This window comes from Lentzea kristufekii, from assembly GCF_033949925.1.
Taxonomy (GTDB): Bacteria; Actinomycetota; Actinomycetes; order Mycobacteriales; family Pseudonocardiaceae; genus Lentzea; species Lentzea kristufekii.
The window spans coordinates 219,092-241,805 of the sequence record NZ_JAXAVV010000012.1 but is presented as its reverse complement, the minus strand read 5'-3'; the positions used below and the strand labels follow the sequence as shown (position 1 = coordinate 241,805).

At 69.0% G+C, this 22,714-nt stretch carries 27 protein-coding genes; 15 read left to right on the top strand and 12 right to left on the bottom strand.

What is annotated here, in order from left to right; genetic code table 11:
- The first annotated feature begins 8 nt into the window (after nucleotides 1–8).
- The 7 genes from SK571_RS25245 to SK571_RS25215 all read left to right on the top strand — a co-directional run bounded on the left by SK571_RS25245 (nucleotide 9) and on the right by SK571_RS25215 (nucleotide 5,283).
- Nucleotides 9–335 (top strand): hypothetical protein, encoded by a 327-nt coding sequence (locus tag SK571_RS25245; protein ID WP_319986559.1) that lies wholly within the window; start codon nucleotides 9–11, stop codon nucleotides 333–335.
- Nucleotides 336–410: 75 nt separating this feature from the next.
- Nucleotides 411–1,061 (top strand): hypothetical protein, encoded by a 651-nt coding sequence (locus SK571_RS25240; RefSeq protein WP_319986558.1) that lies wholly within the window; start codon nucleotides 411–413, stop codon nucleotides 1,059–1,061.
- Nucleotides 1,062–1,073: 12 nt separating this feature from the next.
- Nucleotides 1,074–1,916: an NYN domain-containing protein gene (locus SK571_RS25235; RefSeq protein ID WP_319986557.1), complete on the top strand. Its 843-nt coding sequence runs from the start codon at nucleotides 1,074–1,076 to the stop codon at nucleotides 1,914–1,916.
- Nucleotides 1,917–1,986: 70 nt separating this feature from the next.
- Nucleotides 1,987–2,877, top strand: a complete 891-nt coding sequence (locus tag SK571_RS25230; RefSeq protein ID WP_319986556.1) for an ABC transporter ATP-binding protein — start codon at nucleotides 1,987–1,989, stop codon at nucleotides 2,875–2,877.
- Nucleotides 2,874–3,623: an ABC transporter permease gene (locus SK571_RS25225; protein WP_319986555.1), complete on the top strand. Its 750-nt coding sequence runs from the start codon at nucleotides 2,874–2,876 to the stop codon at nucleotides 3,621–3,623. The genes SK571_RS25230 and SK571_RS25225 overlap by 4 nt, the downstream gene beginning before the upstream one ends.
- Nucleotides 3,620–4,684, top strand: a complete 1,065-nt coding sequence (locus SK571_RS25220) for a sensor histidine kinase (protein WP_319986554.1) — start codon at nucleotides 3,620–3,622, stop codon at nucleotides 4,682–4,684. Before SK571_RS25225 ends, SK571_RS25220 begins: the two co-directional genes overlap by 4 nt.
- Nucleotides 4,681–5,283 (top strand): response regulator transcription factor, encoded by a 603-nt coding sequence (locus tag SK571_RS25215; protein WP_319986553.1) that lies wholly within the window; start codon nucleotides 4,681–4,683, stop codon nucleotides 5,281–5,283. Before SK571_RS25220 ends, SK571_RS25215 begins: the two co-directional genes overlap by 4 nt.
- Here the strand turns inward: SK571_RS25215 and SK571_RS25210 are convergent.
- The 3 genes from SK571_RS25210 to SK571_RS25200 all read right to left on the bottom strand — a co-directional run bounded on the left by SK571_RS25210 (nucleotide 5,280) and on the right by SK571_RS25200 (nucleotide 6,723).
- The gene (locus tag SK571_RS25210) at nucleotides 5,280–5,918 is read right to left on the bottom strand and encodes a DNA alkylation repair protein (RefSeq protein ID WP_319986620.1); all 639 of its coding nucleotides are present in this window, start codon (nucleotides 5,916–5,918) and stop codon (nucleotides 5,280–5,282) included. The genes SK571_RS25215 and SK571_RS25210 overlap by 4 nt on opposite strands.
- Nucleotides 5,919–5,991: 73 nt before the next feature.
- Nucleotides 5,992–6,357: a MerR family transcriptional regulator gene (locus tag SK571_RS25205; protein WP_319986552.1), complete on the bottom strand. Its 366-nt coding sequence runs from the start codon at nucleotides 6,355–6,357 to the stop codon at nucleotides 5,992–5,994.
- A gap of 6 nt (nucleotides 6,358–6,363) precedes the next feature.
- The gene (locus tag SK571_RS25200) at nucleotides 6,364–6,723 is read right to left on the bottom strand and encodes a hypothetical protein (protein WP_319986551.1); all 360 of its coding nucleotides are present in this window, start codon (nucleotides 6,721–6,723) and stop codon (nucleotides 6,364–6,366) included.
- Nucleotides 6,724–7,104: 381 nt separating this feature from the next.
- Here SK571_RS25200 and SK571_RS25195 point away from each other — a divergent pair, with 381 nt between their 5' ends.
- Nucleotides 7,105–7,845, top strand: a complete 741-nt coding sequence (locus SK571_RS25195) for a hypothetical protein (protein ID WP_319986550.1) — start codon at nucleotides 7,105–7,107, stop codon at nucleotides 7,843–7,845.
- Here SK571_RS25195 and SK571_RS25190 read toward each other — a convergent pair.
- Nucleotides 7,842–8,060 (bottom strand): hypothetical protein, encoded by a 219-nt coding sequence (locus tag SK571_RS25190; protein WP_319986549.1) that lies wholly within the window; start codon nucleotides 8,058–8,060, stop codon nucleotides 7,842–7,844. The genes SK571_RS25195 and SK571_RS25190 overlap by 4 nt on opposite strands.
- A 338-nt stretch (nucleotides 8,061–8,398) precedes the next feature.
- Here SK571_RS25190 and SK571_RS25185 point away from each other — a divergent pair, with 338 nt between their 5' ends.
- The gene (locus SK571_RS25185) at nucleotides 8,399–8,971 is read left to right on the top strand and encodes a dihydrofolate reductase family protein (protein WP_319986548.1); all 573 of its coding nucleotides are present in this window, start codon (nucleotides 8,399–8,401) and stop codon (nucleotides 8,969–8,971) included.
- Here SK571_RS25185 and SK571_RS25180 read toward each other — a convergent pair.
- A complete protein-coding gene (locus SK571_RS25180) occupies nucleotides 8,953–9,678 on the bottom strand; it encodes a MerR family transcriptional regulator (protein ID WP_319986547.1) in 726 nt (241 codons plus the stop codon). The genes SK571_RS25185 and SK571_RS25180 overlap by 19 nt on opposite strands.
- 55 nt (nucleotides 9,679–9,733) lie before the next feature.
- Between SK571_RS25180 and SK571_RS25175 the strand changes: the two genes are divergently transcribed.
- Nucleotides 9,734–10,507: a hypothetical protein gene (locus tag SK571_RS25175; protein ID WP_319986546.1), complete on the top strand. Its 774-nt coding sequence runs from the start codon at nucleotides 9,734–9,736 to the stop codon at nucleotides 10,505–10,507.
- Here SK571_RS25175 and SK571_RS25170 read toward each other — a convergent pair whose 3' ends face one another.
- From SK571_RS25170 to SK571_RS25155, 4 genes are read right to left on the bottom strand one after another with little or no spacing between them, the layout of a single operon-like run.
- Nucleotides 10,508–11,170 (bottom strand): HAD family hydrolase, encoded by a 663-nt coding sequence (locus tag SK571_RS25170; protein ID WP_319986545.1) that lies wholly within the window; start codon nucleotides 11,168–11,170, stop codon nucleotides 10,508–10,510.
- The gene (locus SK571_RS25165) at nucleotides 11,167–11,964 is read right to left on the bottom strand and encodes a pseudouridine-5'-phosphate glycosidase (RefSeq protein ID WP_319986544.1); all 798 of its coding nucleotides are present in this window, start codon (nucleotides 11,962–11,964) and stop codon (nucleotides 11,167–11,169) included. The genes SK571_RS25170 and SK571_RS25165 overlap by 4 nt, the downstream gene beginning before the upstream one ends.
- Before the next feature lie 7 nt (nucleotides 11,965–11,971).
- Nucleotides 11,972–12,196 carry a tautomerase family protein gene (locus tag SK571_RS25160; RefSeq protein WP_319986543.1) on the bottom strand — a complete coding sequence of 75 codons (225 nt, stop codon included), beginning with the start codon at nucleotides 12,194–12,196 and terminating at the stop codon, nucleotides 11,972–11,974.
- A gap of 10 nt (nucleotides 12,197–12,206) precedes the next feature.
- Complete coding sequence (locus SK571_RS25155; protein ID WP_319986542.1) at nucleotides 12,207–16,070, bottom strand: amino acid adenylation domain-containing protein; 3,864 nt, start codon at nucleotides 16,068–16,070, stop codon at nucleotides 12,207–12,209.
- 253 nt (nucleotides 16,071–16,323) lie between these two features.
- Here SK571_RS25155 and SK571_RS25150 point away from each other — a divergent pair, with 253 nt between their 5' ends.
- From SK571_RS25150 to SK571_RS25135, 4 genes are read left to right on the top strand one after another with little or no spacing between them, the layout of a single operon-like run.
- Entirely contained in the window at nucleotides 16,324–16,971 is a 648-nt protein-coding gene (locus SK571_RS25150) for an ABC transporter permease (protein ID WP_319986541.1), read from the top strand.
- Nucleotides 16,964–18,079: an ABC transporter ATP-binding protein gene (locus SK571_RS25145; protein ID WP_319986540.1), complete on the top strand. Its 1,116-nt coding sequence runs from the start codon at nucleotides 16,964–16,966 to the stop codon at nucleotides 18,077–18,079. Before SK571_RS25150 ends, SK571_RS25145 begins: the two co-directional genes overlap by 8 nt.
- Nucleotides 18,076–18,810, top strand: a complete 735-nt coding sequence (locus SK571_RS25140; RefSeq protein WP_319986539.1) for an ABC transporter permease — start codon at nucleotides 18,076–18,078, stop codon at nucleotides 18,808–18,810. Before SK571_RS25145 ends, SK571_RS25140 begins: the two co-directional genes overlap by 4 nt.
- On the top strand, nucleotides 18,807–19,760 hold the full coding sequence (locus SK571_RS25135; protein ID WP_319986538.1) for a glycine betaine ABC transporter substrate-binding protein: 954 nt from the start codon (nucleotides 18,807–18,809) through the stop codon (nucleotides 19,758–19,760). Before SK571_RS25140 ends, SK571_RS25135 begins: the two co-directional genes overlap by 4 nt.
- Here the strand turns inward: SK571_RS25135 and SK571_RS25130 are convergent, their stop codons facing one another.
- The 3 genes from SK571_RS25130 to SK571_RS25120 all read right to left on the bottom strand — a co-directional run bounded on the left by SK571_RS25130 (nucleotide 19,761) and on the right by SK571_RS25120 (nucleotide 21,517).
- The gene (locus tag SK571_RS25130) at nucleotides 19,761–20,261 is read right to left on the bottom strand and encodes a hypothetical protein (protein ID WP_319986537.1); all 501 of its coding nucleotides are present in this window, start codon (nucleotides 20,259–20,261) and stop codon (nucleotides 19,761–19,763) included. It abuts the gene before it with no gap.
- 90 nt (nucleotides 20,262–20,351) lie between these two features.
- Nucleotides 20,352–20,645, bottom strand: a complete 294-nt coding sequence (locus tag SK571_RS25125) for a SelT/SelW/SelH family protein (RefSeq protein ID WP_319986536.1) — start codon at nucleotides 20,643–20,645, stop codon at nucleotides 20,352–20,354.
- Entirely contained in the window at nucleotides 20,642–21,517 is an 876-nt protein-coding gene (locus SK571_RS25120; protein WP_319986535.1) for a helix-turn-helix domain-containing protein, read from the bottom strand. The genes SK571_RS25125 and SK571_RS25120 overlap by 4 nt, the downstream gene beginning before the upstream one ends.
- A 142-nt stretch (nucleotides 21,518–21,659) precedes the next feature.
- Between SK571_RS25120 and SK571_RS25115 the strand changes: the two genes are divergently transcribed.
- Nucleotides 21,660–22,700: an NAD(P)-dependent alcohol dehydrogenase gene (locus SK571_RS25115; RefSeq protein WP_406602027.1), complete on the top strand. Its 1,041-nt coding sequence runs from the start codon at nucleotides 21,660–21,662 to the stop codon at nucleotides 22,698–22,700.
- Nucleotides 22,701–22,714 lie beyond the last annotated feature (14 nt).

Genomic DNA, 22,714 nt, shown 5'->3' with positions numbered 1-22,714 from the left:
CGGGCGTTGTGAGCAGCGTCGAAGAATGCATGAAGTTGTTGCTGCGCAGCGGGTTCCGGCGGACGGTCGTGCGTGATCACTTCACGTGCGTCAATGCGGTGATGTTCAGGCGCGTGTGGCGTGGCACGAACGAGACGGTGCTGGCGTACTCGGAGTCGGAGGCCCTGGCCTATCGCGTGGCGGAGGGTGACGCGAATCCCTCGGACCCGTTCGTCGTCGACCCCGATCTGACGGAGTGGCAGTGCGGGGGTGAGTTCCTGGACGTCGCGGGCCAGTTGCTGGAGTTACCGGCCGCGCCGGGGCACTCCACGTTCGACCGGAATTCCGGTGGGTGACCTGCCGCCGCCGATGCGCTGAAATGGACCCGGCTGCCGCCTGTGTGAACCCTGCGACCACACCAGGAGCAACCGATGCGTCTCATCGCGATCGCCGGCGTCACCGTTCTGATGGTGGCCGGCCTGCAGCCCGTGGCCCACGCCGGGCCGGTGGGCAGCGGCTGGACCGAGCACAGTCCAGCGTGGAACCTGCAGATCCAGAGCAAGGGCGTGATCACGTCCTATCCGAGCAGCACGACGAGCGCGTCCGGTCCCGGCGGTTCCTACACCAGGTCGGGCGGGGTGCAGACCTTCAAGCTGGTCAACAACGGCTCCAACCGGGTCGAGGCGCGGATCCAGGACAACTACCGGACCGGCCAGCGGCAGTTCGAGGGCGAGCTCAAGGTCACCGCGGGCACGGACGACGAGAGCGCCATGCAGATCTTCGGCAACGACGGCGACGGCGCCACCACGCTGATGATCAGGTCGTTCTCGCGTGGCGGCGGCACCCTGCGCGGTGGCGGCAAGGATCTGGTCAGCGGCATCAACGGCAAGTGGGTGCGGATCAACGTCACCCACAACGCGACGGCGACCGGCGGCAGCTACTCGATCCACATCAACGGCAAGCACGTGCACACGGCCAACGGACCCAAGGGCGACCACTACTTCAAGTACGGCGTCTACGGCACGTTGAAGACCGCGGGCGCCGAGCACCAGTGGCGCAACGTGCACTTCTACCGGAAGTAGTAATCTTCTCGTGTGGGTGAGACCGTCCGGATCGGAGTGTTCTACGACGGCACGTGGTTCGCCTACCTGAGCGACTTCTACGCGACCGCGCACCCCAGGGGAGCGCGCGTCTCTCTCGACGGCCTGCACGACGCGTTGCGCTGGTACGTCCACAATGAGACGGGTCGTCCGCTGGACGAGTGCGTGGTCGCGGAGGCGCATTACGTGCGCGGTCGCATCGACACCCCTGCCGAGTCCTTCGACCGGGTGCTGGCCTCCGCCGGCATCACGCGGCACGACCTGCCGCTGCACAACGGCAAGGAGAAGGGCGTCGACGTCCTGCTCGCGCTGGAGGCGTGGGACCGGGCGACGACGGTGCCGTTGCAGTGGGTCGTGCTGCTGACCGGCGACTCGGACTTCACCCCTCTCGCGGAGCGGCTGACGGCGCGGGGCGTGCACGTGATCGTGCCGGTGGTGGACATCATGACGGTCAACGCGCCACCGGCCTGGACTCCGCGCACCGCCGCGCCGCTGCGAGCCGCGACGCCGTTCACGCCCGGTTTCGACCAGCTGTTCGCGCCCGGTGACCAGGCCGACTATCCGCTGCGGCGTGCCTTCGTGCGGTCGTCGCAGGCGGTGGCGTCGCCGGTCGGGGCACCGCGCGGACGCCGGAGGGGCACCGTGGCGACCTGGAAGACCGGTCAGGCGCACGGGTTCATCACGGACACGCGCGGCGGGTCGTGGTTCGTCTCGCGCGACGAGCTGCCGAACGGACTGACGCTGCTGCTGGCGGGCACGCCGGTGTCGTTCACCGGCTCGCCCGCGCCGATGCCCGGCCGCAAGTACCCGAGGGCGCAGGCCGTGCGGCCCGAATGACTTTTGTCATCCCGAGGTCGTGACGCTGCCTCACTACTGACGAGAGCCGGTTCCGAGCAGGCTCGACGCCATGGAAACGGTGCTCGGAGTACGAGGGGCGCGGCACCACTACGGTGCCGTGCAGGCGCTGGACGGCGTTGATCTCGACGTCGGCGCGGGGGAGTGCGTGGCACTGCTCGGGCCGAACGGCGCGGGCAAGACGACGCTGGTGAACCAGGTGATCGGACTGCTGCCCGCCCAGGCCGGTTCGGTGCGCGTGTGCGGTGGCGATCCCCGTGTCGCGTCGACCCGCCGGCAGCTCGGGGTGGTGCACCAGTCGCTCGGGTTCCCGACCACGCTGAAGGTGTCCGAGCTGGTCGTCGGGGCCGCGGTGCGCGCGGGCAAGCCCCGTGCGGCGGCCGGACCGGTGATGGCCGAGCTCGACCTGACCGAGCTGGCCGGGCGGCGCGCGGCGAAGCTCTCCGGCGGCCAGAAGCAACGGCTGCAGCTCGCCATGGCCCTGGTCGCCGACCCGGCACTCCTGGTGCTGGACGAACCGACCGCCGGCCTGGACGTGCCCGCCCGCAGGCGGTTCTGGCAGATCCTCGCCGAACGGCGTGAGCGCGGTGCCGGCGTCCTGCTCACCACACACCTCATCGAGGAGTCCTCGGCCGTCGCCGACCGCGTCGTCGTGCTCGACCGCGGCCGGGTGCTCGCCGAGGGCACGCCGGACGAACTGGTCGCGCGACTGCCCGACCGCACGGTGATCGCCCGGACGGCCCTCGGCTTGGAGCGCCTCCAAGCGTTACCGGGTGTCGTGTCGCTGCGCGCGGACGGCGAGCACGTCCGTCTCGGCACGCGGGCACCGGAGGCGTTGTTGCGGGTGCTGCTCGCGGAGGACCCCGGCCTGACCGATCTGCGGGTCGAGGGTGCCGGGCTGGAAGAAGCAGTGGCTGGTCTGATCGAGAGGGGTGCGGCGTGACTGTGCACATTTCTGGGAGGGTCTTCGGTGTGGAGCTCGCGGACGAGCTGAGGGGTGTCGTCCGCGAACCGGCCGCCCTGTTCTTCTCGATCATCATGCCGGTGGGGTTCTTCGCGCTCTTCGTGTCGCTGTTCGGGAAGTTCAGCGCCGGAGGGGTGTCCGCGGGCACCACGATGATCGCCACGTTCGGCGCGTTCGGCGTGATCTCGGTCGTGCTGATGAATCCCGGCATCGGCGTCGCGTCCGACCGGGAACGCGGCTGGCTGCGGGCGAAGCAGGTGTCGGCGGTGCCGATCGGCGTGACGCTCGCGGCGAAGGTGGTGGCGGCACTGCCCTATGCGGCCGGGGTGCTGATCGCGATGACGGCGACCGCGGCCGTCACCGGTTCGCTGACGGCGCCGTTGCCCGCGCTGCTGCGGCTTCTCGTCGTGCTGGTGCTCGGCGCGCTGCCGTTCGCGTTGCTGAGCCTCGCGATCGGCTTCCAGGGCGGCGCGGGCGCCGCGGCCGCCGTGCTCAACGCGATCCTCATCCCGGCGTCCGTCCTTTCCGGACTGTGGATGCCGCTGGAGATCATGCCCGCGTTCTTCGGTGACGTCGCGCGGTTCCTGCCGACCTACCACTTGTCGGAGCTCGCCCGCGCGCAGCTGACCGGTGGGCCCGTGGGAACGCACGTGCTCGTGCTGCTGGGCTTCGCGCTGGTGGCTGCGGTGCTCGCGGCCGTGTCGTATCGTCATGCGCGGTCATGAAAAAAGTCGCTGGGATCTCCCGCTGGTTGCACCTGATCTACCTCGGGAACCTGCTGTGGGCACCGATCTTCGACCCCGCCGCGGACTGGGTGGACTGGGCGCTCGTGGCCGTCGTCGCCGTGGCCTTCGTCCCGATGTACGTGCTGGCCTGGCACCGGCCGGACCGCGTCCGCTGGTGGTGCCTCGTGCCGACGGTGGTGCTCGGCGCCCTGACGACGCCCTTCAACACCGGCGCCGCCGTGCTGTTCGTCTACGCGGCGGCGTTCGCGGGCCTCGCGGAGTCGCGGCGGGTGGCGATGCGGTGGTTCGTCGCGTTGAGCGCGTTGATCTGCCTGTTCGGCGTGGTGTCGGTGGTGGAGATGCCTTACCGGCTGTGGGGGCTGCTGCCGTCGCTGATCTTCCTGTGGCTGATCGGCATCCTCCAGGTCGAGTGGTCCGAACGGGACCGCGAGGGCGCTGAGCTGCGCATCCGCACCGCGCGGATCGAGCACCTCGCCACCCTCGCCGAACGCGAGCGCATCGCCCGCGACCTGCACGACCTGCTCGGCCACACCCTGACCGCGATCATCCTGCGCGCCCAGCTCGTCGCCGCGGACCCCGCACGGGCACAGGAGGAGGCGGCGGAGATCGAACAGACGGCCCGCGCGGCGCTGGGCGAGATCCGCGACGCCGTCACCGGGTGGCGCAGCGCGTCACTGGAGACCGAACTGGAGGCGGCGCGTGCCGCGTTGTCGAGCCTCGGCGTCGAGGTGACCGTGCGCAGGGATCCCGGGCTGGCGATCGTCGGCTCGACCGAGCACGAACTGGCGCTCGCGCTGCGGGAGGCCGTCACCAACGTGGCCCGGCACGCTCAAGCCAGGACGTGTCACATCGGCGTCGAGGCGCGCGACGGTGAGCTGCGGCTGGTGATCGCGGACGACGGCGTCGGCGGGCACGCGCCGGAGGGCAACGGGCTGACGGGCATGCGGGAGCGGATCGCCGCGCTGGGCGGCCTGGTCGCGCGGACGGTCTCGGCCGGCACCACCGTCACGATCGCCGTCCCGCTGAAGGTGGCCACGTGATCAGGGTCGTGCTGGCGGAGGACCAGGCGATGGTGCGCGGCGCGTTCGCCCAGCTGCTCGACCTGCAGCCCGACGTCACGGTCGTCGCCACCGCGGGGGACGGCGACGAAGCACTCGCTGCCGTCGCGGAACACCGGCCCGACGTGCTGCTGACCGACATCGAGATGCCCGGCCGGACGGGACTGGACGTCGCCCAGGCGCTGAGCGAACGCGGCGATCCCACCCGTGTCCTGATCATCACCACCTTCGCCCGCAGCGGGTACCTCAGGCGCGCGATGGACGCCGGGGTCGCGGGATACGTGCTGAAGGACGCGCCGATCGCGGACCTCGTCTCGGCACTGCGCCGCGTGCACGCCGGCGAACGCGTCGTCGCCTCCGAGCTCGCGATGGCCGCCTGGGACAGCGCCGATCCCCTGACACCGCGCGAACGCGAGCTGCTGCGGGAGGTCACGACGGGCGCGAGCAACGCCGACATCGCGGCCCGGCTCAACCTGGCCGAGGGGACTGTTCGCAACTACCTGTCGACCGCGATGGCGAAACTGGGCGCGCGCAACCGTTCCGAGGCGGCGAACACCGCGCGTGAGCGAGGCTGGCTCTAACCCTTGCGCCGCACCATCTCGCCGATCCAGACCGGGGCGAACGGCGACGTGCAGCCCGGCGGCGTCGGGTAGTCCTTGAGGACCTCCAGGCGTTCGCCGATCTCGATCGCACGGGCACGCAGTGCGGGGTGTTCGATCCCGATCTGCGCCAGGCAGTGGTTCATCGCCCACTGCAGACGCTCCGGAGCGTCCTTCATGTCCTTCTCGACGATGTCGAGCAGACCGTCGAGGTCCAGGCCGTCCGGCTTCTTCGCCACCCGGTCGACGGTGAGCGCCCAGCCCGCGCTCGCGACCACCGGGTCCGGGTCGGAGAACCACAGCACGCGCAGTTCCTCGGCGTGTGCGCTCTTCTTGACGACGTAGTTCACGAGCCAGTCGTGCACCTTGGGACGCCGTGCCTCGCGCAGCATGGTGTCGAGCTCGTCACGGCTGAACGCCTTGGGCCGGCAGATCAGCAACGCCAGCAGCCGGGCCGCGGTGTCGCCCGTCGCCCACAGTGCGAGCGAGAGCTCCTGCTGGGTCTTGAGGCGCTTCGCGATCGCGCGCAGCTTGCCGAGGTTCACGCCGTGGTCGTCGCCGTGCTTCTCGTTCACGGCGCGTGCCTTCGGGTCTTCGAGCGCGGCCAGTTCGGCCATCAGCCCGGCCACCGTGTCGTCTGCCACCGCTCGACCTCCCGTTCGCCACCGACAGCTTACGAGCCGGAACGCCTCAGTCGCTCAGCGCCGCGACCACCGGGCACTGGTCCCGGACACCGTTCTCGGCGACGTCGAGCAACGCGAGCCGCACCCGGTCCAGGTCGTTCATCCGCTGCTCGATCTCCGCGACCTTGCCGGTGACCACGTCACCCACGTCGGGCGTGGTGGAGGCGGAGAGGAGCTGCTCGACCTCGGTGAGCGTGAAGCCGAGCCGGGCCGCGCGGCGGATGAACCTCAACCGCTTCAGCGCTTCCTGGTCGTAGTGGCGGTAGCCGCCGTGGGACCGGGCGGTGGGGACGACGAGGCCGCGACGCTCGTAGAACCGCACGGTGCTGATGCCCACACCGGCGGCGCGGGCCAGTTCGGATATGCGCACCACCGGAAACTACCTCCGCAGCAGTGCGCGGAGCTGGGCCGCGCCCCAGAACAGCTCCAGCGCCAGGAACCCCGCCAGCGCCGGGGTGTGCCCCTGCCACAACGCCCAGGCGAACCAGAGGCTGAACAGAGCGCGCCCGGCGGTGTCGGCGGCGATCAGCAACCGTTCCGGCCGCAGCCACCGGACGATCGACCACATCACCACGACCGTGCCGAACAGCGTGGAGAACAGGAGCGTTTGCCCGGTGTGGGGCGTGCCGAGCAGGTCCAGCGCCAGTGCGCCGGTCCAGGGCGTGACGAACGCGATGCTCGCCACGAGGTCGTACGCCGCACCGGCTTTGCCCCAGCGGGCCACGTGATCTTGTGTCATGCCGATCACGATGGACTCTGCACCGTGGTGCAGAGTCAAGCCCGCCGAACACGACGGTGACCAGCCTCGCGCCCCACAGGGTGAGGAACACGGGACCGGGACAGCTCTGTCGTTGGTCGGCCGGAGAGACGGTCCGGGGTTCGCCGATGTCGTACGCGGGCACCGTGTCGCCTCGGCCGAGGTGCGCTGGGAGCCTGCTGTCCAACGTGTCTGGTCACCTTGCCATCGTGGCTCGTGAACGTGCCGTACGGGCTGGAGCAGCCGATGCGCTTGCCGTGGCGGAAGCTCTGGCCGATCACGCCGCGGTGTGAATCGTCCACTTCTCACCCCCTGCCACCACTAACGTCGACAGGCAAGCGTTCGTTGAGCCGAGGGAGGCGCGTGACCGGCCAGATCGTCCGTCACGCCGGCAGGATCGAGGCCGTGCGCGTGCGGTTCGCGGCCGTGCACAAGGCCAGCGCGGTCGTCGTCGGCGACGAGACCGTGTACGGGCGGCTGTGCCGGTGGATCATCCACGCCGTGCTGGAGAAACACGCCCGGCAGGACGAGCTGGTCTCCTACGTCGAGGAGAACCTGCGCCTGATCGTGGCCGGGCTGTACGACCTGTACGGCGTGCGGGCACCTGATCCCGACCTCGTGCGCGAGGCCGCCGTGCCGTCGCTGGTCGAGCCGGTCGAGGACTCGGCACGGGCGGCGATGGAGCAGATCATGCCGTTGCGCGACGTGCTGGACGACCTCACCGGGCTGCCCGACGTCATCGCCGCGCACGCGATGACCTGGTACAACATCGCGGCCGAGCAGCAGGACATGGCCGACGAGCTCGAAGACCTCCTGGAGCAGGACGCCCCGCGGTGGACCGGCGCCGAGGAGCACGTGCGGCTGATGGGCCACAACATCGACGCCATCCGGGGGCTGAGCTCGGTGTCGGCGGCGTTCGGGGAGATCACCGAGAGCGTCGGGGTGCTGGTCGCGCAGACCCGGCGGCTCGTGCGGGAGCTGGTGATCAGCCTGGCCGTGGCGCCGACGGACGCGACGCTGTGGCGGTTGGCCTGCCGGATCGCGGTGTACGGGGTGGCGCTGGAGGCCACCCTCACGCACCTGGAGGACCGGCTCAGCGGCTAGACCGCGCTCCGGCGGGCGCGGCGGCGGGCGAGCTGCGGCAGGAACCACATGTAGATGCCCGTTCCCATCAGGACGAACAGCGGCAGCAGCGGCACGTACGACACCCACACCACCGAGCTGTCGACGGTCAGGGCGACCGCCGTGAACACGACGGTGGCCATGAAGACCATGCTCACCACGCGGTGGAACTGACGGATTCCCTTGCTGCTGGCCATTTTCCTGGTCCTCCCGGTCGTTGTCGAGCTCAACGGTAGGAGCGGCGGGCCGGCCGTGCTTCTCGATTCCTGACCAGCTGAACCACCCTCGGGCCAGGCCGCCAAGGCGAACGCGGCGGCCTGATCACCCATGCCCGCCCGTAATTGGGGGCTTCACCCCCATGTGAGCGGCTTCACCAGCGGGAAGACTCCCTCAGCAGACCGGCGGCGCTGGACTCGGAGGGGTGTTCAGCGCCGCCGTGGGGCGTGGCGCAAAATCTCCTGGCGCGAGATGTCGATCCCGGCGTCTCCCGTTCGACGCACTGATGACAGCAAGCGCGAACACCGAGGAGAACCAGATGCGCACCCTGATCGCCACCGCTTTCGTCTCCCTCGACGGCGTCGTCGAGGCGCCCGGTGGCGAACCCGGTCACCGCAGCGCCGGATGGACCTTCCAGGACATCGAGTTCGACGAGGCCGCCTACGAGATCAAGGGCCGCGAGCAGGAAGAAGCCGCGGCGATGATGATGGGCCGGGTCAGCTACGAGGCGTTCGCCCCGGTGTGGCCGACGCTCGACTACTTCCCGCAGTACAACGTGATGCCGAAGTACGTCGTGTCCAGCACGCTGAAAGAAGACCAGCTGGTCGACAACTGGGGCGACATCACGATCCTGCGCTCGCTGGACGACGTGGCCGCGCTGAAGGAGACCGAGGGCGGGCCGATCTCCATCCACGGCAGCGCGACGCTCAACCGCAACCTCTCCGACGCGGGCCTGATCGACCGCTACCACCTGCTGGTGTTCCCGGTGCTGCTCGGCGCGGGCAAGCGGCTGTTCAGCGAGACCGACAAGGCCAAGCAGATGCTGAAGGTCGTGGAGAGCGAGTCGTACTCCAACGGCATCCAGAAGCTGGTCTACGACGTCGTGCGCTGACGCACCAGTTCGGACAGGCGGATCCACGCCGGCGAGTAGTCCTGCACGTGTGCGCCGAGCAGCGACTTCTCGTCGGCGGACAGCACCTCGTGCACGGTCTGCGCCGCCTCCTGCCGCAGTCTGGCCGCCATGACGTCGGCCAGGTCGCCGAGGCGCGGGTCGGCCGGGTCCCAGTCGTGGGCCTGGTCGTAGGTGACGTAGAACTGGCGGAAGCCCGGATCCGCCAGTTGCTCCCGCTTCTGCGCGATCCACCTCAGCGCCTGGTCCGGGTAGGCGGCCGCGAGCACGATCCAGCCGTCGCGTTCGAAGCGCACACCGCGTTCGCTGACGCCCAGAAGCCGCAGCTGGTCCAGGTAGTCCGTGATCTCGGCGGGCAGGAACATCCGGTCGCCCGCCTGGAGCGCGGCGACGCCGGCCTTGCGGTGCTCCAGCTCCTCGATCTGCCGCGTCAGGCCCTGGCCGATCTCCTCGACGGCGGCGGCGAACTGCTCCGGCGTCGCCCTGATCAGCTCGTGCACGCGGGTCAGCGGCACGCCGGCCGCCGTCAGGGTCCTGATGCGGATCAGGTCGACCACGGCCTGCGCGGGGTAGCGCCGGTAGCCCGAAGCGTCGCGTTCGGGTTCGGGGAGCAGACCGGTCTGGTGGTAGTGGCGCACCGCTCGCACCGTGACCCCGACGTACCCGGCGAGCCGCTTGATCGTCAGCACCCCGTCATTCTGGGGCTTGACCTTGACGGTGCGTCAGCCTTTGAGCATTGCCGACATGTTCACGAACTGGCACCGCCCACTCCTGGTCAACACCGTTCTCATGCTCGGACTCGCGCTCGCCGCCGCGTTCGGCACACTCCTCGACGACCGGGAACTCCTCGGTGAGCCGGTCTGGCTGAAACCGTTGAAGTTCGGCCTCGCGTTCGCCCTCTACTCCGGCACGCTCTCGTGGTTGCTGAGCACGTTCACGAGAGCACGCAGGTTCGGCTCGTGGATGGGGACGGCGTTCGCGATCGCCGCGTGCGCCGAGGTCGTGGCGATCACCGTGCAGGCGGCCCGCGGCACTTTCAGCCACTTCAACACCTCGACCGACTCGATCACCCTGCTCGCCACGCAGGTCTTCACCAACGGTGTGGCGGTGTTGTTCCTCGTGCAACTGGCGATCGTGGCGCTGGCGCTGCTGCAACGGGACGGCGACCGCGGGCTGAAGCGGGCGGTGCGCGCTGGTCTCGCGATGGCGACGTTCGGCATGGTGGTGCCGGTGTACTTCCTGGCCACCGAGGTCCACCAGCGCACGGTCGTCGACGCCAACGGCCGGGAGATCGTGATGTGCCAGGGACACGGCGTCGGAGAGGCAGGCGACTTCCGGGTGCCCCACTTCGTCGGGCTGCACGCGGTCCAGGTGCTGTTGCTGGTGTTCTTCGCGCTGCGGCGGGTGGACGAGGGCAGGCGAGCGCGACTGATCACCGTTGCCGCGCTCGGCTGCACCGGACTGCTGGCCTTCGTGACGTGGCAGGCGAGCAGCGGTCATGCCCTGTTCTCGTGGTGATCAGGTGCACTCGCGCACGGCGGCCACGACCCCGGCGAACGAGTCGACCAGCCAGGTCGGGTTCGCGCTGAGCAGCTGGTCGACGCCGTGCACGCCGTAGGTCACGGCGATGGACGCCATGCCGGCCCCGTGCGCCATGTTGATGTCGTGAGTGGTGTCCCCGACCATGACCGCGTTGCGCGGGGACACCCCGAGCCTGCGCAGCACCAGGAGGCCGGATTCCGGATCGGGCTTGGGTTTCGAGACCTGGTCCGCGCCGACGACGACGGAGAACTCCTCGCGCAGACCGGCCGCGGTGAGCAGTGCCTCGGCGTTCCCGATGTACTTGCTCGTGGCGACGGCGAGCCGGAAACCGTCGTCCCGCAACGACTGCAGCCCGTCGTACACGCCCGGGAACACCAGTTGCGTCGCCATCGGCAGCACGATCTTGCGGAACGTCGCCTGGTAGAGCTCGACGCAGGCGGTGACGACCGGCTCGTCCTCGGACGTCCCGAGCACCTTCGCGAACGCGGCGGGCAGCGGGAGCCCGATCGTGGCGCGGATGGTCGCGGAGTCCGCTGTGCGCAGGTCGAGTTGGGCGAACACCGCGGCGAACGTCGTGACGATGCCGCGCGGGGAGTCGACGAGCGTGCCGTCCAGGTCGAAGATCGCGCACCGGTTCATGATGCGAACTCCTTCGCGTGGGCGGCGGCGAGTTCCCCCGCGACTTCGGCGGTGCTGACCATCACCGCCGTGGTCGCCTTCACGGTCTCGATCTCGTCGTCGTCGATCGCGTCCGCGGGCTTCGTCGGTGTGGTCACGAGGAACGAGCCGGGGTTGCCGAGTGCCCAGTGGCTCTCGATCGCACGCGCCATCACCCGTGGATCGTCGACGCGGTGCGGACCGGGCAGACCGGAGGTCTCGAAGTAGAACGCGGGGAAGTCGTCCGACCGGTAGGCGACGACCGGAACGCAGTGCGTTTCCAGGAACTCCAGCGTGAGCCCGAGGTCGAGGGTGTGCCGGGCCCCCGCGCAGACCACCGCGACCTGCGAGCGGGTGAGTTGCACGAGGTCGGGGGACAGCCGCCGGGCGCCTCGGTGCACGCCGCCGATCTCCGCGCTGGACAGGAACTTCAGCCCCGCGAGCCCCGCCGCGACCATCGCCGCCGAGACCGTCGTCGCCCCCGTCGTCCCGCGGGCCAGGACGACCGGCAGGTCTCGGCTGTCCAGGACGGAAACCCCTGGTGTGGCAGCGAATCTCTCGATGTCGGTCTCGGAGAGGCCGACGAGGATCCGGCCCTTGTCGACGCCGATCGTGGCGGGGACCGACCCGCTCGCGCGCACCGCGTCCTCGATCCGGCGCGCGGTCTCGGCGTTGTCCGGGCCGGACCTGAGCACGCCCGACGCCAGCGCCACGACGGGCTGGCCCGCCGTGATCGCCTCGGCCACTTCCTCGCTGTACACCAGGGGAATGCGCATCGGCACCTCAGTAGCTCGGGGTCTTGCGCAGGAGGTGGTTCCGTTCCACGATCTCCGGCGCGTAGACCTGGTCCTGCCACGCCTGCTGCTCGACCGGTTCCAGGGCGATCGACACGACGCCCTCGGCACAGCCGAAGGCCCGGGTCACCGCCTCGGTGATGGCCGAGATCAGCTCGGACGCCTGCTCGTCGTTGAGCGGTGCAGGGAAGTGCTTGATGTTCACGTGCGGCATGCGAGCCTCCTCACGACCGGCCTCCCGCGATGGCGAGGGTGACGGCCTTGGTGACGGCCGCGATCAGTTCGGCCATCTGCTCGTCGGACAGCAGCACCGGCACCCGCGCGACCTCGTCCTGCACGGTCGTGGTCTGCCGCATGGACGCCAGCAGCTCGTCGATGTCGGGCTCGCGCAGCAGGCTGTAGTGGTCCGCCTTCAGCTCGACGACCACCGGGTCGGTGACCGAGAAGCCCTCGCTGCCCTCGATGAACGAGTAGTCGTCGCCCTGTGCCTTGAAGATGGTGAGCGGCGCGGTGATCGTGCGCTCGGCCAGTTCGCCGAAGGTGTACTTGAAGGAGAACGTCTCGGTGACGATCTTGATGATCCGCCGCACGAGCTCGCTGTCGAGGTCGCGGAACTCGTCGCTGACGAACGCCGCGAAGCTGTCCTCGTCCCGTGCGACCTCCAGGCACCGGGCGAGGCGGGCGTCGGTGATGCTGCCCGCGAACACCGAGAAGAGGATCGTCACGAACGCGCTGTTGTCGTACGAGGCCTCGTTGCTGTCCCGTTCCGAGCGCACCTTCGGCGAGCCAGGCGCGATGAGGAACAGGTTCTCGACCTCCTCGCCGGCTTGTTCGAGCTGGTAGGCCGTCTCGAACGCGACCCGCGCGCCGAAGGAGTAGCCCCACAACGTGTACGGGCCCTCCGGCTGGACCTTCTTGATCGCCTCGATGTCGGCGGCGGCCATCTCGCGGATCGTGCCGTACGGCGTCTCGCCCTCGTTGATGCCGTGCGCCTGCACGCCGTAGAACGGTCGCTCCGAACGACTTGCGAGCGTGCGCAGGTTCATCGGGTAGCCGCCGAGCCCCGGCCAGCAGAAGACGGGAGCGCCGTCACCGTTGGGCTGCAACGGAACCAACCGCGAGATCGGTCCCTCGTGCAGGCCGTCGACGCGCCGGGAGAGCTGCTCGATGGTCGGCGACTCGAAGAGCACCTGCAGCGGCAGGCTGGTGCCGAAGTCCTTGTTGATGCGGTTGACCAGGCCGACCGCGATCAGCGAGTTGCCGCCGGTCTCGAAGAAGTCGTCGTGCGTCGAGACCGTCTCGCGCTTCATCAGCTTCTTCCACATCTCGCTGATGCGGCGCTCGGTGGTGGTGCGCGGCGCGACGAACGGCCGGTCCTGGTCGTCGACGTTGGTCTTGTCCGACTTCTCCAGGGCCTTGACGTCGATCTTGCCGTTCGCGGTGACCGGCAGCGCGTCGAGCACCACGACCTTGTTCGGGATCATGTAGTCCGGCAGGAAGTTGACCAGGTCGTCGCGGATCAGCTCGGCCGGGCCCTTCATGTGGACGACGTCCTCCTTCATGCCGGGGCTGCGGCGCTGGTCGTAGGAGACCTTGCCGCCCAGGAAGAAGTACGACGGGCCGTCCTGCTCGCCGGCGGCCTTCAGGATGTCGCAGATGCGCTTGGCCGACGGGAGGTCGTTGTTCGACTTCGAGCTGTAGCCCGAGGACATGAAGCCGAGGTCGACGTCGTTGGCGGACAACCGGTGCATGGTCCGGCCGAGGTCGATGTAGCGCCGCCACAGCTCCGTGGACCGGCCGATGGCGCTGACGCCGAAGCTCGCACGTTCGTACACCGCCTGGTTGATCGCGATGACGTGCTTGCGCAGCACCAGTTCGTCCGACACCCGCTCGAACTCGCCGCCCGCGTAGCGGTACTGGCCGCCGGGCAGGTTCGCGACGCGGCCGGGGTGCGTCTGGACGTAGATGTCGACCTCGTCCTCGCGGACGCCGGTGTAGGCGCACAGCTCGAACGTGCCGAGGTAGTAGTCCTCGTCGGCGACGTCGAGCAGGTCCTTGGTCTCCGGCGCGTAACCGGAGGCCTTGATGTCGAGGCCGTAGCCGGGCAGGACCTCCTCGAAGAGCCCGACCATGTGGCCGGTCTCGATCTCCAGGACCTCCTGGATGTTGTTGAGGTACACCGCCTCGATCGCGGCCTTGTGCCCGATGAAGTGCAGCTTCGCCTGCACCTCGAAGCTCTCCTCGAGCGGCCTGATCAGCACGAGCTGGTGGCGCAGCGGGTGGTAGTAGTACAACCCGGCCGGCAGCCCCGCGATGTGGTGCAGCTCCAGGTGGAGCTGGGTCGCGTAGAGCGAACCCGGTGACGCGTAGCCGTACTTCGGCAGCAGCCGCTGGTCGCTGAAGTGCGCGCCGAAGTAGCGCAGGATCTCGCCCAGTTCGGAGACGTGGACGGACCTCGGGTCCTTGGAGCCGGCGCCGATCGCCTTGCGCTCCAGCAACCGCGCCAGGTCGGCGTCGGTGACCTGGCCGCCCTCGTAGAAGCGGTAGGACTTGCGCGAGAAGACGACCTTGCGCTGCAGGCACGAGGCTTCCTCGCCGGGCAGCTCGAAGCTCTGCCGGCCGGCGAGGTCGTCGCGCACGCCGGGGTTCGACAGCTGCGCGCGCACCTGCAGGCGGCTGGACTTCGACTGGTGGTGCGAACCCGCGTTGCCCTGGTCCATCAGGGCGGCTTCCTTGGGGTTCAGCTCGACGCACGCGATCAGGTTCTGGAACCCGGTGCGCTCGTCCTCCTTGACGATCACGGCCGCGTTGCGCACCCAGTCGTGCGTCTCGATCGCGAGCCGGATCTCGTCCAGTTCGACCCGGTAACCGCGCAGCTTGACCTGGCTGTCCGCGCGGCCGGCGAACTGCACCGTGCCGTCGAGGTTCTGCGTCACGAGGTCGCCGGTGCGGAACATGCCGTCGACGAACCGTTCTTCGGTCAGCTCCGGCTGGTGCAGGTAGCCGCGGGCGACCTGGACGCCGCCGATGTAGAGCTCACCGATCTCGCCGGGCGTGACCATGTCGCGGTTCTCGTCGAGCACCAGGTACGTCGTGTTCGCGACGGGCAGGCCGATCGAGATCGACTTCGGGGCCTCGGCGAGGCCGGCGGGATCGACCACGAACGACGACGAGTTGATCGTCGTCTCCGTCGGCCCGTAGAGGTTGATGAGACCCACGTTCGGCATGTCCGCGAAGAACGCCTGGGCCAGCGTGCGGGACAACGCCTCGCCGCCGCTGAAGACCTGCTTCAGCGAGGTGACGGTGTGGAACTCCTCGGTGTCGATCAACGCCTGGAGCAGCGTCGGCACGCACTGCAGCGTGGTGACGCCCTGCTCGCGCATGGTCTCGATCAGCATCTCGGGGTCGCGGTAGATGCCGGGCCGGCCCATCACCACGGTGCTGCCGACCGCGGGGGCGAGGATCTCCCACTGCGCGGCGTCGAAGCTCATCGGCGTCTTCTGCACCACGCGCTTGGTGCCGTCGATGGCGTGCACGTCGTGCAACCACAGCATCTGGTTGACGATGCTGCGGTGCTCGATCATCACACCCTTGGGCCGGCCGGTGCTGCCGGAGGTGTAGATGATGTACGCGAGGCTGTTGTGGGCGGGGGAGAAGCCGTCGTCGAACGCCTCGTCGCAGTCGTCGAGCGTGACGATCCTCGTGGTGGCGGGCGCCAGTTCGGCCAGGCGCTGCTTCAGGGCGGGCTGCGTCACGACGACCTTCGTGCGCGAGTCCTCGATCATGTACCGGAGCCGCTCCTCGGGGTACTCCGGGCTCAGCGGCAGATAGGCGCCGCCGGCGCAGAGGATTCCCCAGGCTCCGACCACGAGGTCCAGCGAGGGCTCGACGAACATGCCGACGCAGTCGTCCTCGCTGATGCCGAGCCGCCGCAGGTGCGTGGCCAGCGCGGAACTCTGCTCGAAGAGTTCGCCGTAGGTGATGCTCTGTTCACCGAAGACGACGGCCGTGCGATCAGGGTGTTCCTCGACCTGCTTGCGCAGCAGGTCGGGAAGGCAGCCGCCGTCCACTTCAGCTTCGTGCGACATCTCAGAAATCCCCCAAGCGGTCAGCAGGCGTGAGTCGTTGCGAGGACGTTCTTGGTTAGTTGAAGAACGTATGAGTGACGGCTCGAAACCCGCTGGAGCGATCGACCTGGTGGACAGCCGCAGAGGTCTACCGGAACCGCCTTGAACACCACCGGAATTCCACCCGCTGAGACGATGGTTCGGTGGCGAATGGTTGCCCCACTGTCCACAATGGTGTTGGGTTGACGCCAACTTCGAGGGCGGGGCCACGAGGATGAATGTGCTCGAGTACGTAGCCGATCGCTGGGATCGGCTGTCTTTGCAAGCGTTTCTGCACGTCAGTGCCGTTGTGCAGTGCACGGTTCTGGCGACGGTGCTCGGAGTGCTGATCGGGGTCGCTGTCTACCGCAGCCCGGCCGGATCCGCGCTGGCCACGGCGTTGGCGAGCACGATTCTCACCATTCCGTCGTTCGCTCTGCTGGCGTTGCTGATTCCGGTGTTCGGCCTGGGCGCGGACACGACGGTGGTCGCTCTGGTGCTTTACGCGTTGCTCCCGATCGTGCGCAACACCATCGTCGGACTGGCCGGTGTCGACCCGGCTGTGAGCGATGCCGCAAGAGGGATCGGGATGAGCAGATTCGGTGTGCTCACGCGCGTCGAGTTGCGGTTGGCGTGGCCCGCGATTCTGGCCGGAATGCGGGTCGCCACGCAGATGCTGATGGGCATCGCGGTCATCGCGGCCTATGCGAAAGGACCGGGACTGGGATCAGAGGTGTTCTCGGGGCTCGCGAACGCGGGCAGTGCGAACTCGATGAACCAGGCCCTCACCGGAACGATCGGCGTGGTGGTACTCGCCCTGCTGCTCGACGGAATTTACGTGCTGGTCAACCGTTTCACCGTGTCGAGGGGCGTTCGTGGCTGAAAAAGGCATCGAGATCAGGCTCGACCACGTGACGAAGCGGTACGCGGGGCAGAAGACGGCGGCGGTCGACGACTTCTCGATGGTCGTGCCGGCCGGGCAGATCGTGGTGTTCGTCGGGCCGTCCGGCTGTGGCAAGACCACGACCATGCGGATGATCAACCGGTTGATCGAGCCGACGTCCGGCACGATCACGATCGGCGGCGAGGACGCGCTGAAGATCGACCCGGACGACCTGCGGCGGCGCGTCGGGTACGCGATCCAGCAGGCCGGGCTGTTCCCGCACTTCACCGTGGCGCAGAACATCGCGGTCGTGCCGGGATTGCTGGGCTGGGACAAGAAGAAGATCGCGGACCGCGTCGACGAGATGATGGACCTCGTCGGGCTCGACCCCGGCGAGTTCGCCGATCGCTTCCCGCGTCAGCTCTCCGGCGGCCAGCAGCAACGGGTCGGCGTCGCGCGGGCACTGGCCGCCGATCCGCCGGTGCTGCTGATGGACGAACCGTTCGGCGCGGTCGACCCGATCACGCGCGGGCACCTGCAGGACGAGTTGTTGCGGCTGCAGGAGGAACTCCGCAAGACGATCGTGTTCGTCACGCACGACTTCGACGAGGCCGTGAAGCTCGGCGACCGGATCGCGGTGCTCGGCGACCGGTCCACGATCCTGCAGTACGACACCCCCGACGCCGTCCTGGCCAACCCGGCGGACGACACGGTGGCCGGGTTCGTGGGCGCCGGCGCGTCGCTGAAGGCGTTGACCCTCATGAGGGTTCGCGATGTCGAGCTGGGGCAGGCCGTCACCGCTCGCGCCGGCGCCGATCCGTCCACTGTGGATCTGGGTGACGAGGAGTGGTTGCTGGTGCTGGACCAGCGCGACCGACCATCGCGCTGGGTGCCGCTGACCGAGCTGAAGCGCGTGACCTCGCTGGCCGGTGCCGGACGTCCGGTGCAGGACTCCGTGACGCTGCAGTCGACGTTGCGGGACGCCCTGGAGGCGATGGTGAACGAGGGCGGCCGGGCGGTCGTCACGGGTGGCCGCGGCGAGTACGTCGGCACGGTCGACCTCGCGACCGTGACCGACGTCGTGCAGCAGCGGCGGGCGAACTCGTGACGGCCGGGCGGATCCGGTTCTGGGCGCAGCCCGTCGCGGTGCTGCTGATCGTCGGCGGCGTGCTGGCGTGGGTGTTCGGCGGTGAGCTGACGGCCACCGAGAAGAGCACGCTGAACGCCACGTCGTTGCTGACCGCGCTGCGCGACCACCTGGCGATGACGGTCGTCGTGACCGCGATCGTCGTGGTGGTGGCGGTGCCGGCGGGCATCGTCGCGACCAGGCCGTGGGCCCGCTTCCTCGCCCCGGTGTTCCTGGCGGTCGCGAACGTCGGCCAGGCCGCGCCCGCGCTGGGCGTCCTGGTGCTGTGGTTCCTGGTCACGGGGGCTTCGGGCGGGCTGTGGGTGGCCGCGCTGCCGTTGGCGTTCTACTCGTTGCTTCCGGTGTTGCGCAACACGATCGTCGGCATCCAGCAGGTCGAGCCGTCCCTTGTGGACGCGGGGCGCGGCATCGGCATGTCGGCGTCGGGCGTGCTGTGGCGCGTCGAGTTCCCGTTGGCGACACCGCTGATCCTGGCCGGCCTGCGCACCTCGCTGGTGCTCGCGGTCGGCACGGCGACGTTCGGCCTGTTCGTCAACGCGGGCGGTTTCGGGTTGTTGATCGACACCGGCTACAAGCTGAACCTGACGAAGGTCCTGGTGACCGGTTCGGTGCTGGCGGCGGGGCTCGCGTTGCTGGTCGACTGGGCCGGCGCGGTGATCGAGCAGTGGTTCGGTCCCAAGGGGGTCCGATGAGGAAGGTGTTGCTGGCAGCCCTGTTGTTCCTGTCCGGCTGCGGACTCGACGTCAACAGCGCGTTGCCCTACAAGGTTCTGCCGGGCTCCATCCAGCCCGACCGGTCGCTCCAGGGCGTCGAGATCACGGTGGGGTCCAAGGACTTCACCGAGAACATCCTGCTGGGCTACCTGGCCGAGATGGCGTTGTCCGCGGCCGGTGCGGACGTGATCGACCTGACCGACCTCAAGGGCTCGCAGACCGCGCGCCAGGCCCTGCTCAACGGCGAGGTCGACGTCACCTGGGAGTACACCGGCACCGGCTGGATCAACTACCAGGGCAACGAACTTCCCGTGCCCGGCGGTGAACAGGCGCAGTACGACGCGACGAAGAAGGCCGACCTGGAGAGGTTCGGCGTCGAGTGGCTCGCCTACTCACCGCTCAACGACCAGTACGCGTTCGCCGTCACCGAGGCCTACGGCGAGCAGCACGGCCTCAGGACCACGTCCGACCTGGCGGCGTTCCTCGTCCAGAACCCGGACCAGGCGGTGTTCTGCCTGGAGACCGAGTTCACCAGCCGCCAGGACGGTTTCCCCGCGGCGCAACGGACCTACGGCTTCCCGGCCACCGAGGTGAAGAACTTCGGCATCGGCACCATCTACTCGGCCGTGGCGGGCGGCACGTGCCCGGTCGGCGAGGTGTTCACGACCGACGGCCGCATCGCCGCGCAGAAGCTCCGCGTGCTGGAGGACGACAAGAAGGCCTTCCCTCAGTACAACGTGGCGCCGACCGTGCGCGCCGAGTTCCTCGCCCGGTACCCGCAGGTGCGCGGCCCGTTGGAGAAGGTGAGCGCCGCGCTGACCAACGACCAGATGATCGAGCTGTGCCGTCAGGTCGACGTGGAGGGCAGGGACGCGGGCGAGGTGGCGCGGGACTGGATGGTGTCGAAGGGGTTCATCCGGACGGAGTGATCACCGCATCGCCCGTCCGACCGGCGGCAGCACCGACACCATCGACGCGGCCAGCCACAGCATCAGCGCGATGCTCGGCACGATGATCAGCGTGCCACCGTGGTCGATCGTCAGCCGGACGACCGCGAAGACGTAGTAGGCGCACACCAGGAACCCGAGCCCGGCGAGGATCCAGCGCGCGAACCCGAGCCGGGCGATCACCAGTGCGGCGAGCAGCAGCACCACGCCGCCCGCGACGTAGGTGGCGACGATCGCCGGGTCGCCGTTGGCGATGAAACCGCGTCCGAACGCCGGCCCCAGCAACGCGACGGCGGCCTCCGGGGTCTGCCGGATGCCGTCGGCGGAGTTCAGCCCTGCCAGCACGAAGCACAGCACCGCGACGAGCAGCCACAGCCCGCCCGCGAGGAACGCCGACGCGACGCTCGGCCGCAACGGCTGCCCCCAGCGGGCGGCGGGCCACAGCCCGGACCGTGTCCCCGTGGAGGTTGCTGCGCCTGCCAACCCTGGTTCGGATGCACGGCCGTCACCCTACGAGCCGCCAATCCGTGCCGCAGGGAATTCGCAGGTCTTCGCTGCGACAGCAGGCGTTCCTCAGGCGTCGGCGGAGTTCTTGCGGTCGGTGTGGCCGAGGGAACGCTCCGGCGCCACCCGGTCGCGCACGAGCTGCTTGAGCACGGCGAGGTCCGGGAAGCCCTCCTGCTCCTTGCGCGACCACAGGGTCTCGCCGTCGAGCCGCACGTCGAACACGCCGCCGGTGCCGGGCACCAGAGCGACCTCACCCAGTTCCGTGGTGAACGTGGTCAGCAGCTCCTGCGCGGTCCACCCGGCGCGCAACAGCCACCGGCACTGGGTGCAGTACTCGATCTCCAGACGCGGTGTTCTCATGTCCGGTTCTTAACAGACTCACCGGAGCGGGTCGCGTCCTTGCCCCAGCTGGCCAGCAGCTGCAGCGCCTCGGCGGACGGCGTGCCGGGTTCCGCGTGGTAGGTGGTGAAGAACAGGTCCGGCTCGCTCGGCATCCGCAGCGTCTCGTACGCCAGCGTCATCTCGCCCACGAGCGGGTGGCGGAGCATCTTCGTGCCGAAGGACTTCTCCTTCACGTCGTGCTTGGCCCAGAGCTGCCGGAACAGCTCGCTCTTCACCGACAGCTCGCCGATCAGGGCGGTGAGCTCGGGGTCGTTCGGGTAGCAACCCGCGTCCATCCGCAGGAATCCGACTACGTCGGCGGCCTTGCTCTCCCAGTTGACGAAGAGCTCCTGGTAGGAGGGCTGGAGGAAGATGAAGCGCGCCCAGTTCCGCTCGCGCGGCTCCAGCTCGGCCCAGTCGCCGAACAGCGCCGCGGCCATCGGGTTCCACGCGAGGACGTCCGAGCGGCGCCCGCCGATGTAGGCGGGCACGCCGACGTTGTCGAGCAGGTGCTTCAAAGCCGGGCGGACGCCGCGTGAGGTCTTTTTCTTCTTCTTGTTGTCGTACGGGCAGGCCGTCAGGTTGCGCAGGTGCGTCTGCTCGGCCTCGTTGAGCTGCAACGCGCGTGCGATCGAGTCCAGCACCTCGTCCGAGACGTTGCGGCCGTTGCCCTGCTCAAGACGCGTGTAGTAGGCGACTGAGACGCCTGCGAGCTGCGCCAGCTCCTCGCGGCGCAGGCCCGGCACACGGCGGGTGCGGCCGTAACGGGGCAGCCCGACGTCGTCGGGGGACAGCCGCGCCCGGCGGCTGCGCAGGAACTCGCTCAGCTCGGTGCGCGGGTCGACGTCCATGCCCCGAGTATCCCCGGCCTGGGCAAACCGTGCCTGCTACTGCTGGTGGTAGGCATGCCAGTCGTACGAAGAACAGGTGTCTGGGTAGCGCCCTCGAAGCGGAGCAGTGTCTTCAACGGACACGACAACGAGGAGAGACCTGATGAGCACCGTCGCTGCCTACGCCGCTCCCGCACCCAAGGCACCGCTGGAGCGCACCACCATCGAGCGTCGCGCGGTCGGCGCGCACGACGTCCTGATCGACATCAAGTTCGCGGGCATCTGCCACTCGGACATCCACCAGGTCAACGAGGGCTGGGGTCAGGGCATCTTCCCGATGGTCCCGGGCCACGAGATCGCCGGCGTGGTCGTCGAGGTCGGCTCCGAGGTCACCCGCCACGCCGTCGGTGACCGCGTCGGCGTCGGCTGCATGGTCGACTCGTGCCGCGACTGCGACAACTGCCTGCGCGGCTTCGAGCAGTACTGCACGGGCGGCAACACCATGACCTACAACGGTGTCGACCGCCACGGCGACGTCACCTACGGCGGTTACTCGAAGCAGATCGTCGTCGACGAGAACTTCGTGGTGCGGATCCCCGAAGGGCTCCCGCTGGACGTGGCCGCGCCGCTGCTGTGCGCGGGCATCACCGTCTACTCGCCGCTCAAGCACTGGGGTGTCGCGCCGGGCAAGAAGGTCGCCGTCGTCGGGCTGGGCGGGCTCGGCCACATGGGCGTCAAGATCGCCGCCGCGCTCGGCGCCGAGGTCACCGTGCTGTCGCAGTCGCTGCGCAAGAAGGACGACGGGCTCAAGCTCGGCGCCCAGGACTACCGCGCCACCAGCGACCCGGCGACGTTCACCGAGCTCGCGGGCACGTTCGACGTGATCCTGTCCACGGTGTCCGCGCCGCTCGACTTCGGTACCTACCTCGGGCTGCTCAAGACCGACGGCGCGATCGTGAACGTCGGCGCGCCGGAGGAGCCGATCTCGCTGAACCTGTTCGGGCTGCTCGGCGGACGCAAGACGCTCGCCGGCTCGATGATCGGCGGCATCGCGGAGACCCAGGAGATGCTGGACTTCTGCGCCGAGCACGGCCTCGGCTCGGAGATCGAGCTGATCGGCGCCGACGAGATCAACACCGCCTACGAGCGGGTGCAGGCGAGCGACGTGCGGTACCGGTTCGTGATCGACACCGCCACGATCTGACGTCCGTGCCGTGC